Consider the following 14289-nt stretch of genomic DNA (forward strand, 5'->3'; position numbering starts at 1 on the left):
TCTACCTTGAGGTATATTGATGTTTAATTCGTCATTGAAATTATTAGACTTACCACCCGCTCCCAGAAATTGGGTTCCTTTGTGGATGAGTCTTGCTGTTTTCCTCATTGGAGTCATGATTTGGCATCTTGGACTATCTTTTGGCAGTGTGATCGTAGGTATTGGTAATATTTTTGAATATCTCAGTCGTTATCTTAATCCCGACTTTACTGATGGGCCAAGATATTTGATCCTGATGCTACAAACATTAGCGATCGCTCTTTGGGGTACAGTATTAGCTTTTCTTACCAGTTTTTTACTCGCACCTTTGGGAGCAAACAATCTCTCACCACACCCCTTAATTTATCAGCTTATCCGGGAGTTATTCAACTTTATGCGGGCAATGCCAGACTTGATGCTGGCGTTAATTCTGGTTATTATTCTGGGGCTGGGTCCAACACCTGGTATTCTAGCATTAGCAATACATACTTCGGGATTTTTAGGTAAGTTTTTTGCTGAGAGTATGGAACGAGTAAATGTAGGTATTTATGAAGGTTTACGTTCTACTGGAGCTAATATATCTCAAGTTGTTATCTTTGCAGCAGTCCCTTCAATATTGCCAGAGATAGTAGGATATACCCTTTACATCTTTGATCGAAATGTCCGAATGGCTTCGGTTTTAGGTTTAGTAGGAGCAGGTGGTATTGGTTTGGAACTTCACGATAATTTACGTTTATTTCGGTACAACCAATCTGCAGCACTGATTTTAGTGATCCTTGTTAGTATTGTGCTTATTGATTATCTTTCTAGTTGGATACGTCGGAGAATTAGCTAATGGAACAAGTCGATAATCAATGGTTACGGGCCCTTACAGCCCATGCTCCAGAAATAGTGATTCAACTAGCAGCTCGACTCACCGAAAGTTGGCAAGTTAGTTATGAAGCTGTTCCCCAAACAGGGTTGTCATTATTGCAACTACAGGATAGTGTATTGCACGAACCCTACTACTTGGGAGAAATTCCCTTATCAACGGCTTGGGTAAAGTTAAAAATAGGCAATGGGCAGAATTATGAAGGAGCAGCCCAAGTAATGAGTGATGTGCCAAATTTAGCCACATCATTAGCAATTTGTGATGCCATTTTTGTGAATAAACTGGAAGGATGGCAAGAGGTTGCAGATTTAATTGAAAGGGGACAGGTAATTCGCCAAGAAGAAGATAACTTGCGGGGGGCTATACTGGCAAAAACCAGAGTAGATTTTTCCTTACTAAATCAGGAGGAAAGCGATGCTGAAAGTTGATTTGCCTGGGATTTGGCAAGATGAAGTACAGCAGCAGATTTTCCGTCAGTTGCTCAATTGTATGAGCTTACCAGGGACAATTGCTGATTTGAGTTCATATCTGGGAGAAAGTACTGCTTTAATAGGAGTTTTAGCTGCTTTATTAGACAATACAGTGACTCTCCATGATACCCATGAATTAATTGGCCAAAGCGATCGCCATTTTTTAAATAGCCCTACTGCACCCCTAACAGAGGCACGTTTTATCGCAGTAGATGGAACTAATGCTCCTGATACCAACTTTAACCCTAGTTTGGGAACCCTTGCTAGTCCAGAATTGGGAGCAACAATTGTAATTCAAGGTCAGCACTTGGGAAGTGGTGAATTAACTTTAAGTTTAACTGGACCAGGAATTTTATCTGCCAAGGAAAACAAGGTAGCATTGAATGGGTTCCATCATGGTTGGTTTTCTCGCCGCCAAGAATGGATAAGTGCTTTTCCTTTGGGAATTGATCTGATTTTGGTGGATGTTACACAAGTAATGATTATTCCCAGAACAACCCAGACAATTTTAAATTTGGGATAACTCTAGGGTGGCTTGCTTACGACGTAGCGGGTTTACACCACTAGTCTTCTCCTAGCTAGTAAAATTTAGCAGAAATAAAGAGGATAAAAAAGTGGGATATGTTGCAATCAAAGGTGGAGAAACCGCTATTTCTGAAGCGATCGCTTTATTGGATTTCTTGCGGGCTAAGGATAGTAATGAACCTCCTTTATCAATTGGAGGCATTCAGCATCAGCTGCACGCACTCCATAGCCGAGTATTATCAGAAGGGGGAATATACCATCCCAAATTAGCAGCCCTAGCAATTAAACAAAATGCTGGAGATACTTTAGAAGCAGCTTTTTATCTGCGTGCTTACCGTTCCACCTGTCCTCGGATTGGTATTACCCCCCTGCAGAAAACCGAGCAGATGCGCTTAATTCGTCGTATTTCCGCTGCTTTCAAAGAAATACCCGGCGGACAAATGCTAGGTCCTACCTCTGATTATTTGCAACGGTTATTTAGATTTGAACTATTAGACGAATCTCCCCAACGCTTCCAGCAAATTGCCAAAACATGGTTGCACAACATACCAGATGAGTGTCTTCCTACTAGTTTCCCCAAAGTCCTGGATAGCTTGCGGGCACAGAATTTACTACCACCTGTAGAAACAAAACTCCATCAACCCTTTGATATTACCAGGGAACCCCTAGTATTTCCAGTTCCCCGTTCTGCAGCCTTAGCTACCATGTCTCGTGCTGAAACCGGTTCCCTATTAGGAATTGCCTATTCTAATATGCGGGGTTATGGTGATATTCACCCCACTGTAGCAGAATTACGTGTGGGTTATTTACCTGTACTACTACCCCATCCTATTTCTGGAGAATTGATGGAAGCGGGTGATGTGTTAATGACAGAGTGCGAAATTGTCGCCATGTACGAAGCACCAACTAAGGATAGCAAACCTACCTTTGGCTTAGGCTATGGTGCTTGTTTTGGGCACAACGAAGTCAAGGCAATTTCTATGGCAATTCTTGATCGTGCTTTGCAAAAAGGGCAGCAACAGGGAGTAGAAAATCCTTCAGAAGACCCAGAATTTGTCCTCCTCCATGTTGATGGGATTGAATCAATGGGATTTGCTTCCCATTACAAAATGCCCCACTATGTAACTTTTCAGTCTGATTTAGATCGGTTGAGAACGACCCAAAAAAAAGGAGAAAGCCTATGAATTCCATTGCCAAATCATTCCTTCCTGATATACAGCCTAATTTATTAGCAGTTAATTCCCAAGACCAGAGCCCCACCTATCAATTTGGGTTCCTCGATAGTTTTGCGAAAAAGGAAATTCGCCGTAGCTTACTCAAAGCTGTAGCTATTCCTGGTTATCAAGTACCCTATTCCTCTCGGGAAATGCCTATTGCCCGTGGTTTCGGCACTGGTGGCTTGCAAATTACCTTATCTCTTTTGGGCAAAGATGATGTTTTGAAAGTTATCGACCAGGGCAGCGATGAATCGGTAAATGCTGTAAATATCCGTAATTTTATCAGCAAAACTTGTCCGGGGGTATCCCTCACAAAACATACTCCTGAAGCAACTATCATTCAAACTCGTCATCGCATCCCTGAGTTTCCTCTCAAGTTAGGGCAGGTGTTAGTACTACAAGTACCTTACCCAGATCCATTGGTAATTGTGGAAGCTAGCGAAGCCAAGCGCAAACAAATGCATGGAGAAGGGGATTATGCTAGATTGTGGGTCAAACTCTATGAAGATATGGTTAAATTCTCTGAAATTACCATTTCTCATCGCTATCCCACTCGCATTAATGGACATTATGTTATCGATCCCTCTCCCATACCTCGTTTTGATGTACCCAAACTCCACCAATCTTTTGGACTACATCTATTTGGAGCGGGACGAGAAAAGAAAATCTATGCAGTGCCACCATTTACTGATGCTCAACCCCTATGTTTTGAGGATATTCCCTTTCGGGTGGAGAATTTTGACGATGTTGATGGCCGTCGTCGTCCCTGCCATCGTTGCGGTTCTACTACCAGCTTTTTAGATGAGTTTCTGGATGAGCAAGGTAATTGTATTTATCAGTGTTCTGATAGTGACTACTGTAACACAATGTTGATGCAAGCAAAGGAAGATAGTTATGCAACCAATTCTTGAAGTCCGGGAACTGAGTCAAATTTATGGTCCAGGTTGTCCAGCTTGTTTTACTTCTACTGGTGCCCAAGTTAATACTAATGTTTGTCCACATTGCGACACTGTTGTTGCTATGCAGCAAGTCTCTTTTGATTTGTATCCAGGGGAAATTTTAGGAGTTATGGGAGAATCTGGGAGCGGTAAATCTACTTTAGTAAAATGTCTTTATTTTGACCAAATACCTACAAAGGGTCAGGCTATATTTTGGGATAAAGGTAAGCCCCATAATTTATTTGAACTCAACGCTGCTCAACAGCGATGGCTGAGAAATCACTGCTTTGGCATGGTATATCAAAACCCCCATTCTGGGTTGAATTTTCAAGTTTCGGCAGGAGGTAATATTGCTGAAAGATTGTTGATGTCTGAAATGCTTAACTATGGTGTTATTCGCGATCGCGCCCGTTCTCTTCTCAGTCGCACTGAGGTATTGATAGAGCGGATGGATGAACTACCATCTAATTTTTCGGGAGGAATGCAACAGCGAGTGCAAATTGCCCGTGCTTTAGCAACCGATCCCCCCCTTTTATTTTTAGATGAGGTGACAACAGGTTTGGATTTGTCAATACAAGCAAAAATTCTGGATTTAATTCTAGAAATTCAACAACAGCTTAGGGTGGCTATGATAGTTGTTACCCACGATTTGGGCGTGATTCGGCTCTTGACATCACGGACTTTGGTAATGAAGTACGGACAAGTAGTGGAAACTGGATTAACTGATCAGGTTTTAGAAGATCCCCAACATGCTTATACTCAGCAGCTAGTATCATCAGCTTTATAAATAACTATGTTGAATTCAAAAGCCCAACAAGCAAGAGTTTTATCAATCAAAAATAATTCTCCTTCAGACTTAATTTTACAAGTGAAGGAGCTGACCAAAAACTTTAACTTGCACGAACAAGGTAAAATTTTACCTGGTATCCCAGCAATTTCATTGACTGTGAAGTCTGGACAGTTAACCGCCTTAACAGGAGTTTCGGGAGCGGGAAAATCTAGTTTATTGAAATGTATTTACCGCAGTTATTTGCCTCAGAGTGGAGAAATTCATTATTATACAGCAGAAGGAAACTGGATTGATATCGCTACTGCTAAAGAATATGAAATCCTAAATTTGCGGCGCCAAGAAATCAGTTTTGTTACCCAGTTTTTGCATTGTCTGCCTCGTCAAACAACTCTGGATGTGGTAGCTAGACCCCTATTTGATTTGGGATATGAACGTTCGGAAGCTAGGAATAAAGCAGCAATCTTATTAAAAAAAATGCAGTTACCAGAAAGGTTGTGGACAATTTCTCCAGCTACTTTTTCAGGAGGGGAAAAACAGCGAGTTAATTTAGCTCGGGGAATAGTGTCGTCTCCTCGTTTGCTTTTACTGGATGAGCCAACAGCTAGTTTGGATGCAGATACCAGTCAGTTAGTTATTGAGTTGATTCAAAGTGTTAAACAAATGGGTGCTGGAATACTTGCGGTTTTTCATTCTCCAGAGTTAATTAATATCTTAGCTGATAATGTGGTAATGGTTGAATCAGGTTAAATAATTTGAGGGAAAGTAAACATTAAAATGTTAGTTCTTATGAAGTTTTATATTGGTTTGATGAAGCAGTTAAGCAATTGTGAATGAGTAAATTATTTAATCCAAAATCTAAAATTTTCTAGAAGCTATGAAAACTTATCTTACCCACTGTCGTTTAATTACTAATAATGCAGTTGTTGATGATGCTGCTGTGTTAATTGAAGATGGATATATTGTCGCTATCAATCCCGAATTTACTAACAATGTTGAATCTATTTCCCTAAATGGTCAATATTTATTACCTGGGTTAGTAGATCTTCATTGCGATGCCATTGAAAAAGAAATTGAACCTCGTCCCAATGCTTTTTTCCCTATGGATTTTGCGATCGCTCAAATAGATCGAAATAATGCTGCTGTTGGTATTACCACACCTTTCCATGCTATCTCCTTTGCCTATGAAGAATTTGGCCTTCGCAACAATGAAAAAGCAGCTCAAATTGTGCGTTCCCTCCACAATTATCAGCCCCAAGCATTAGTTAATAACCGGGTCCATTGTCGCTACGAAATTACCGACCCTACAGGGCTACCCATTTTGCTTAATCTGTTGCAGTCAGATGACATTCATTTGATTTCTTTTATGGACCATACTCCAGGACAGGGACAATTTAAAAATGTGCAAGCATACCAGGATTATTTGGCCCGCGCATACAACAAATCTGCTACAGAAGTCGAAGCAATAGCCCTCAAAAAAATCGATCAAGGAGCAGATGCTCTGGAACGGGTAAAAACTTTAATTTCCAAAGCTTTATCTTTAGGAGTACAAGTTGCTAGTCATGATGATGATAGCCCAGAGAGAATTTCTAGTATGCAGGCTTTGGGAATACATCTTAGTGAATTTCCGATCAATCTTGAAACGGCCCAAGCTGCTAAAAAAGCCGGACTCCAAACCATATTTGGTGCCCCTAATTTACTACGGGGACAAAGTCAGAGTGGTTCAATAAAAGCCATAGATGCAATTAAACATCACGTGGGAGATATTCTTTGTGCAGATTACTCACCTGCAAGTTTGCTGGCAGCAGCATTTCGAATTCCTGAATTACTTGGTTGGTCATTACCAGATGCAATAGCCCTTGTTACACACAACCCTGCACAAGCTGTAAATCTTAGTGACCGCGGTGAAATTGCTATAGGCAAACGGGCTGATTTAATTGTTGTACAGTGTCCTCATGGCTTTCCTCAAGTAACAACTACTTGGGTTGGGGGGCGAATTGTTTACCAATGTCATTACTCAAGATAAACAGATTTATTTGTAGAAATTTGCTAGATGAGATTTGCTTGATAATTGATACCAATGTGAGTATCTTTTTTTAATAGGACTTACAGAGCAATCATATATATAGCGTATTTTTGGCTATAATTTCAGATATTAACACTAATTATAGTGTCTTTGCATAAGTCCTGTTGAATTTAGTATTATATTATTAAATTTGACTTTAATGCATTAGTTAATTTAATAATGACTAACTTTTCTTGGACTAAACAATAGTATCCAGTAGCTCCTATAAACTATTTAGATGCTTCTCATCCAACCCCCATAACTTTACTTGGTAAAAAGCTAGTAATTTGGAGAGACAAACAGCAAAAATGGATAGCAATGGATGATACTTGTCCCCATAAATTGGTGCAGTTATCTTTAGGAACTATTAATCAGAATGGAGACCTAATGTGTCGCCATCATGGTTGGTGTTTTGATGGAGCAGGTAAATGTACAAATATTCCAATGTTGAGTGATGAAAAGGCTTTAAAAACTGCTTTTAATAGTAAGCGATCGCAAGTACAAATATATCCGATTCAAGTCCAACAAGGATTACTTTGGGTATGGCCAGATAATAGTTATACTGCTTTTGAAGATTCCACTTCAAAACAGCCTGCTGTGATGCCAGAATGTAAACTTGATAGCTCTTCAACAGATTGGTTTATGTTAGAAGTTCCTGTTGGTTATACTGTCTCTCTTGAAAGTAGTTTTGATCCTTCTCACTCCCAATTTTTGCATGAAGGAATTGCGGGTTTTTCTCCAGAAAGAGCTATTCCTATGGAACATTTTGAAGTATTCGGAAAAATGTCTGCTGAAGATGGTTTTACCTTAAAACATTCTGGTTATAATGTTTTTAACAAAGATATGGATGCTATGCGAAAATTTACCCCGCCCTGTTCTAATACAACAATTTATGAATATTCTAATGGTAAATCTGCTTTATTTCAATTGTATTTTGTGCCCACTAAACCAGGTTATTGTAAATATATTACTAAGTTTATTTTTGATGCAGTTCCTAAAAAAAATAACTTCTGGATGGAGCTACTACCAAAGTATTTACTTACTGGCTTACAACACTCATCTAATAATAAGTTAAGTAACCAAGATTTATCAATGATGTACTCCCAAGCTGTTAATGAATCAGCACGAAATCAAACTTGGCAAAAATCTTATTTCATGCCCGCATTATCTGATGTTGGTATAGTTACTTTTCGTAAATGGTTAGATGAATTTGCCGGGGGAAAACCTGAATGGGAAGGAGTTATAGAAACAGGTTTTAAAGAATTAAATGATGAAGAATTATATGACCGCTGGCACAGACATACAAAGCATTGTCCTAGTTGTCGAAAATCTTTAATTTTGATAGAGAAAATCCAAGATTTTTGTCAAAATTTTACGGTAGTTTTAGCACTTTTTGCCTTGTTGCTAATAGCAATAAATTTGCCAACAAAAATTATTTTTATCCCTGTTTTACTAGCGCTATTAAGTTTTATTTCTTCTTATAAATTAGACTTAATACGACATAGTTTTCTCAGCAGTATTCCGAAAAAAGGTTTACCTGTAGTCAAATTGTATTAGAACAGTAGATAACCGAAAGTCGTAAAAATCCCAAAAGAATGTGACAGAAGAGAGTCTGCTTGGTTTATCTTCAGTATTTAAGTGTGAAAATTCCATCCTAGAGTTGATATTGTTTTTGTTCATGGGCTGGCTGGCTACCCCTGGGGTACATGGCATCCTCAAGGTAAAAAAATAATCAAAATTTGGACTTTTGGCCCTTTTGCTTGAGGGAATATTTACAGGCAAATGAAATAGCTGTTAATATCCGGACTTTTGGATATGATGCGCCTCGCTTTGGATATGTTGGTGAGGTAATGCCTCATTTTGACTTAGTAAGTAATCTATGGGAATATCTAGATATTAACGATATAAGTAATCGCCCTTTAATACTTATCACTCACGGTATGGGTGGTCTAGTTGTTAAAGATTTAATTCGTACTGCTCAAAATTTTGATGATAAAAAAGCTATTATCCAACAGACTCAAGGAATAGTTTTTTTGTCTACTCCCCATCAAGGTTCACATTTGGCTAATTTAATTGATAATTTTTATTCCTTGACAAAAACGACAGTTAATGTTATGCAATTGAGAACATATGGGCCTCAGTTACGGGACCTGAACGAATGGTATCAACAAAATATTGAAAAATTGAATATTAAAACTCATGTCCTTTATGAAACTAAGCCTATGGCTGGGGTTGTGGTTGTAAATTGGGAACTACTCGAACCTCTGCTAGGGAAACGTCTCTCAACCAGGGCCAAAACCAAATGCTAATCTCACAGAAGCAGTAAGTGGTATATTCTATATCTTTTAGTCTGGTTCTCATTGGGGTTCTTTGCCCTAGGAGCTACCACCTTGGCAAACTGTGTCAAAAAAATTTCGTAAATGGCACGGATATGGCGTTTGGGAAAAAATCAATCATACTCTACGGCGAGAGACAAGAGTCCAAAAAGCACGAAATCAAGAATTTACTTTAGCAATTCTTGATTTTGATATGGTAAAAGCCATAGCAAAAAGGGGGAAGTATATGGCTTAGATGGTGGTAAAAAAGTAAAAGAATCTAAGGGTCATATCTTGGTTGATACTCAAGGAATAAATAGTACTAGGAGTAGTGGTAAGTGAGGCAAATATGGGAGAAATCTTAGGGGCTAAAGCCCTGGTGATGGAACAGGGTGAAAATATTCTAGAAGGACGAATTAGTTTCTGCTGAGTCTGGTTATAGAGGAGCGAAATTGGCGATGGCGATCGCAGACCTGATTTCAGCAGGAGTCGAAATAGTCAAGGGTAATACTCAACAATTTAAAGTCTTACCTAGAGGATAGACAGTAGAGAGAACTTTTGGATGGCTTCAGAAGTAACCTTTAGCTGTGGAGTATGAACAACTACCTCAGATAAGTGAAGCTCTAATTTAGACTGCAATGATTAGATTGATGTTAGGAGGACCTGGTACTAAAAACTCAGGCCCTTCTTAAGATTTGTTTGACAAATAGTTTCTCATCTCAGATTATTCATAACATTTATTTCAAATGCTTTAGTAGAAACTAATACTCTAGATAGTCAACTTCTAGAAAAAAAAGTCAAAATTTGGCATTATTTCAAACTTGCTGATTTATAAAGTAAATATGAAGTGCCTGAACTCTTTACTATACTTAAGCTTGGTAGTAAGTTTAATTAATTTTTGCCAAATTACTGAAAGCTCAGTTTACCAATCATCTCCCAGAGTCTTTTTAAATCCTTAGTTTAACTGTACTATTTTAAACTTCTGTTTTTGCTACACATATAGTATAATTATAGTTTATTAATTATTCATAATTTTAAAAAGTAGTTTTATAGGTAAAGCTTCCAGATTTTGTCTAAAAATTTTCATAATTTGCTGATTTTTAACTAATAGTAGGGAAGCTCAAACTAAACTCTAATGATAAAAAAAATAAGGTCTCAAAGCTTTGGCTTCAGCCAGAAGTACTCTGATAGAAATTCTCTATTAGTCTTTAAAAAGTAACTCAGAAAAATTATGAAAGAACATCATGATAGACTATAAATCCACTTTTTTGATTATTACATGGTTTACTTTCTTTTGCTTTTCTCCCACTGCGAGTAGAGCGACAATTGATGATTCCAGCATAGGTAAATTTAGTAATCGTACCTTGAAAGAAACAGAAAACGTACAAGAATCTCATCAAGTTAATTTTCTAGTTCCTCTATATATTGCTCAAGATGGTGACTCAAAAGCTAAGGAATATCAAAATAAAAAATCAAATTCTTCTGATTCAAAAGTACTATTACTAATTAGTTCTATCCTCAAAGCTTTAGGAAATCAAAAAACACTATTTCTTTTGATAAGTATAATATCTGTTCTAGTCACTAGCATAGCGGTTTTCCTTTTACTCAAGTTGTTTGACGATAATGAGCCTAAAGATTTAGATCCAGAGGAAATATCAGAAGTAAATTCATCTGATTTAAAAAATAACTATCCTCAACTCAATAGCCAAAAGTCCTCAGTATCTTCCGAAAACTATTCCGTGGCTTATACTGAAAATTCTTTAGATTATTTTGTTCCTGAAGCACAAAAAGACTTAGGGGAAAATACTTATGTACCAATTCCCCAAAATAGCTCCAAATCACATTATCAATATCAAGAAATTGAAGCAGAAACATTTCCTATAGTTGAGAGTAATTCTTCTATAGATCGCAAAGAAGATAATAACTATGAGCAAAAAGAAACTCAACTAAATTCATCAAAAACAATTGATAAAAATTATATCGTTCAAGATTCTAACTTTGACAATATTACTCACAAAAATAATTATTCTTGGCCTGAAGTTAATATTGTTGAGCAGTTGATTCACGAATTGCAAAATTTTGATCCTAATAAACGACATCAAGCTATTTGGAAGCTTGGTCAAAAAGGAGATTCTAGAGCTGTTCAACCATTAGTTAATTTACTCATAGATTCTGATTCTAAACAGCAAAGTTTAATTTTAGCAACTCTCTCAGAAATTGGTACTAGAACATTAAGACCAATGAATAGAGCTTTAGCAATATCACTACAGAATGATAATGCTGAAGTAAGAAAGAATGCTATCCGAGATTTAACACGAATTTATGAGTTAATAATTCAAAGCACCAACTTATTACAACAAGCAGAGTATGACTCAGATCCAGAAGTTGAAGAAACAGCAAAATGGGCTTTAAAAAAGTTAAATAGAACCAATATAAGATGAAGGGAATAGAGAATAGGAAGTAGAATATTGACTTGATCAAATAGTAATGGTTGAGACAAAATTCCAAGTATTTGAGGTACAAATATTAGGTAGTCCTGTATAGTAATGCTAAGAGACTGTTTGTCAAAAAAAAGCTAAAGATGGCCATGAAAAAGGATTGAAGGTAGGAAAATCAAAAAAATAATGATCACTGTCAAATAACTATCGTGAAAATCTTTAGCCATAGCTCTAAGCCCTCGTGAGTGGGAACTACTCGAACCTCTGCTACCGAAACCTCTTTCAACGAGGGCTAAAACCAAATGCTAATTTCACAGAAGTAGTAAATAGTATATTATATCAGGACTTACGTAAAGACAATATATATAGCGTATACTAAAGAGACTGATCGGTCTATAATTTATAGCGATCGCCTGAAAAAAACATGATCATAACTAATACTAAACATAGGATAGTATAATTACTTTTAGCTCTATGATATATGAACCTATCCCACTAATAAAATGCGATTAATCCAAATATTTATAGTGGCGATCGCTACAATTGCTTCAATACAAGCAGAAATACGCTCCCTTTGTACAACTAGGCAACGATATTTAGGTTGATACTAGGCAAAACAACCCTCTTATTAAAAATGAGGTACAGAAAATTTGATCGCATTTCCTAGTTTTTTTTGCCTTTCCAAAGTCGTTTTAGCATTTGAAGTCTAATCCCTCTTCCATACCTTGCTTATCTTTGTCGTTGACAATGATATCCTTTCTCAGTGGCAATGACTTAGAATTCTTTACGTGGACGACCTCCTTTATCAGTTTTCAGATTCGTACTATCAATTTACCGGAATTAGCTGTTATTTTTCATTGCCATTAGCAGGGGTAGTACAGTTAGCTACTGGTTATCCATTTCCTAGGATCAAAGTATAAATTCAAATCCCCTTCCCTTTATGGCAGCAAGCTACATCCTCTCCTTCACCCTGACAAAGGGGAAAAATAGCCCTCCACGGCTGCGGAGCCATAATTGATTAGTCCTTAGTTTTCTGCAATTCCTAGAATTTGTCCTTGTAGGTTTTTGAGAGTTCCATCTTCTTCCCAACGCTTCAGCCATCTGTGTGCTGAACCCTTGGAAGCCCAAATCTCTCAAGTTGTTACATAACAACAACGATAACCTGTTATTTAGGCAGTGAGAAGGATATGATTGTAAATATGGAAATGGAGTATGAGGCATATCTTTACCTCTTTTTTCTGGTGAAATAGGAAAAATATCTTCAAATAATTTCCATTCTATGTCACTTAATCCTTCAAATATAGCTGAGATATTCTTTCAATTTACCATAACTGAGTAAGGCTTATCGTGGAATAGGCTTTGGGAGTAATGTAATCAATATTTTACCTCTGGTTGACGAGTTCCATTTTCTCTGTTTTACTTCCCCATTGTTTTATTTTAATTTTTTTTTACAGATACTCTCTAAAATATCAAGTTTCAAAAACTTTTTATGACTAATTATCAGTAATATAATATAACTACTGACTGCATTAACTGATTCTCAACAATACTCTCCTCAACACATCTTGACTTACCTTATCTGTCACTGTAACTGATCCTATTCCAGTAGGTAAAACAAATCGTACCTTACCTGCTTTTACCTTTTTATCTGTCTGTAAAGAAACCAAAATATCATCAATATCCAAGCCATCCGGAAGTTTGGTTGGCAAACTAGCTTTTTCTATCAAGACTAACTGACGGCGATCGCTCTGCTCATCCCACATTCCTAACTCTAATGCTAACCCACTTGCTGCCACCATCCCAATACTGACCGCCTCACCATGAGTCACCGCGGTATAACCAGTCAAACTTTCCACTGCATGACCTATGGTATGACCGTAATTCAAAATTGCTCTTAACCCAGATTCTTTCTCATCTTTTGCTACCACATGTGCTTTACTTTGGCAAGACTTAATCAAGATTTCCTCTAATAACCCTGGTGTTAAATTGTTAATGTCATCAAGACTCTGACTATTTTCCATTTGAAAAAACAACTCGGCATCCCATATAACTCCATATTTGATCACTTCTGCCATCCCTCCCCGAAATTCTCGCAAGGGTAAAGTCTTTAGTACCTCTGGATCAATTAAGACTAACCGTGGTTGATGGAAAGCACCGATAAGATTTTTGCCTTGAGGATGATTAACTCCTGTTTTTCCACCAATAGCAGCATCGACCATCGCCAAAAGAGAAGTAGGAACTTGTACTACATTCAAACCGCGTAACCAAGTTGCCGCAGCAAACCCGGTCATATCCCCAACTACTCCACCACCAAGAGCGACTATTGTGGAAGAGCGTTCGAGACGGTGTGCTAAAGCTGCATCATAAATACAGTTAAGGTTTTGAGGAGTTTTATATTCTTCTCCTGAGGGGAGAATGCAGTCCGAGACATCAAAACCGGCTTCTTGGAGTGAGATAATTGCTCTTTCGCCATAATGAGCAAATATTTCTGGGTTGGATACCAGCAAGACCTTTTTTCCCAGGTTGAGGGATTCCATTTTTCTGCCAAGTTGGTCGAGGTGGCCTGAAGCGATCGCTATTTCATAGGATTTTTGGGGAAGTTGAACAGTGATGGATGCCATAAGTGGTTTAGAACTTTGCTATTTTGAACATTAAGTATTAAACTTAATATTATAATTATATTA

The 14289-nt window shown here is 37.6% G+C and carries 13 protein-coding genes and 1 pseudogene; 13 read left to right on the forward strand and 1 reads right to left on the reverse strand.

Features of this window, described 5'->3' with window-relative positions; translation table 11 throughout:
* Window positions 1–19: 19 nt before the first annotated feature.
* From phnE to TERY_RS26080, 13 genes and pseudogenes are all read left to right on the forward strand, one after another.
* Window positions 20–814 carry a phosphonate ABC transporter, permease protein PhnE gene (phnE, locus tag TERY_RS24100; protein WP_011614204.1) on the forward strand — a complete coding sequence of 265 codons (795 nt, stop codon included), beginning with the start codon at window positions 20–22 and terminating at the stop codon, window positions 812–814.
* On the forward strand, window positions 814–1278 hold the full coding sequence (phnG, locus tag TERY_RS24105; protein ID WP_011614205.1) for a phosphonate C-P lyase system protein PhnG: 465 nt from the start codon (window positions 814–816) through the stop codon (window positions 1276–1278). Before phnE ends, phnG begins: the two co-directional genes overlap by 1 nt.
* Window positions 1265–1843, forward strand: coding sequence for a phosphonate C-P lyase system protein PhnH (phnH, locus tag TERY_RS24110; protein ID WP_011614206.1), 579 nt, complete (start codon window positions 1265–1267; stop codon window positions 1841–1843). Before phnG ends, phnH begins: the two co-directional genes overlap by 14 nt.
* A 91-nt stretch (window positions 1844–1934) precedes the next feature.
* Window positions 1935–3029: a carbon-phosphorus lyase complex subunit PhnI gene (locus tag TERY_RS24115; RefSeq protein ID WP_011614207.1), complete on the forward strand. Its 1095-nt coding sequence runs from the start codon at window positions 1935–1937 to the stop codon at window positions 3027–3029.
* A complete protein-coding gene (locus TERY_RS24120; RefSeq protein WP_011614208.1) occupies window positions 3026–3973 on the forward strand; it encodes an alpha-D-ribose 1-methylphosphonate 5-phosphate C-P-lyase PhnJ in 948 nt (315 codons plus the stop codon). Before TERY_RS24115 ends, TERY_RS24120 begins: the two co-directional genes overlap by 4 nt.
* Window positions 3957–4787 (forward strand): ATP-binding cassette domain-containing protein, encoded by an 831-nt coding sequence (locus TERY_RS24125; protein WP_011614209.1) that lies wholly within the window; start codon window positions 3957–3959, stop codon window positions 4785–4787. Before TERY_RS24120 ends, TERY_RS24125 begins: the two co-directional genes overlap by 17 nt.
* 6 nt (window positions 4788–4793) lie before the next feature.
* Entirely contained in the window at window positions 4794–5537 is a 744-nt protein-coding gene (gene phnL / locus TERY_RS24130) for a phosphonate C-P lyase system protein PhnL (protein WP_011614210.1), read from the forward strand.
* 127 nt (window positions 5538–5664) lie between these two features.
* Entirely contained in the window at window positions 5665–6813 is a 1149-nt protein-coding gene (locus TERY_RS24135; RefSeq protein ID WP_011614211.1) for an alpha-D-ribose 1-methylphosphonate 5-triphosphate diphosphatase, read from the forward strand.
* 261 nt (window positions 6814–7074) lie between these two features.
* Window positions 7075–7296, forward strand: a pseudogene (locus TERY_RS37985) (Rieske 2Fe-2S domain-containing protein); the annotation flags it as partial.
* The gene (locus TERY_RS24140; RefSeq protein ID WP_370497343.1) at window positions 7297–8409 is read left to right on the forward strand and encodes a hypothetical protein; all 1113 of its coding nucleotides are present in this window, start codon (window positions 7297–7299) and stop codon (window positions 8407–8409) included.
* 182 nt (window positions 8410–8591) lie between these two features.
* Window positions 8592–9161 carry a hypothetical protein gene (locus TERY_RS35665; RefSeq protein WP_011614212.1) on the forward strand — a complete coding sequence of 190 codons (570 nt, stop codon included), beginning with the start codon at window positions 8592–8594 and terminating at the stop codon, window positions 9159–9161.
* A gap of 91 nt (window positions 9162–9252) precedes the next feature.
* On the forward strand, window positions 9253–9423 hold the full coding sequence (locus TERY_RS31830; protein ID WP_011614213.1) for a hypothetical protein: 171 nt from the start codon (window positions 9253–9255) through the stop codon (window positions 9421–9423).
* Window positions 9424–10411: 988 nt separating this feature from the next.
* Window positions 10412–11608: a HEAT repeat domain-containing protein gene (locus TERY_RS26080; protein ID WP_011614214.1), complete on the forward strand. Its 1197-nt coding sequence runs from the start codon at window positions 10412–10414 to the stop codon at window positions 11606–11608.
* Between the two features lie 1526 nt (window positions 11609–13134).
* On the opposite strand, the gene aroB is transcribed toward TERY_RS26080, so the two are convergent.
* Window positions 13135–14226: a 3-dehydroquinate synthase gene (gene aroB / locus TERY_RS24160; protein ID WP_011614215.1), complete on the reverse strand. Its 1092-nt coding sequence runs from the start codon at window positions 14224–14226 to the stop codon at window positions 13135–13137.
* Between the last annotated feature and the right edge of the window lie 63 nt (window positions 14227–14289).

This window comes from Trichodesmium erythraeum IMS101 (genome assembly GCF_000014265.1).
Classification (GTDB): Bacteria; Cyanobacteriota; Cyanobacteriia; order Cyanobacteriales; family Microcoleaceae; genus Trichodesmium; species Trichodesmium erythraeum.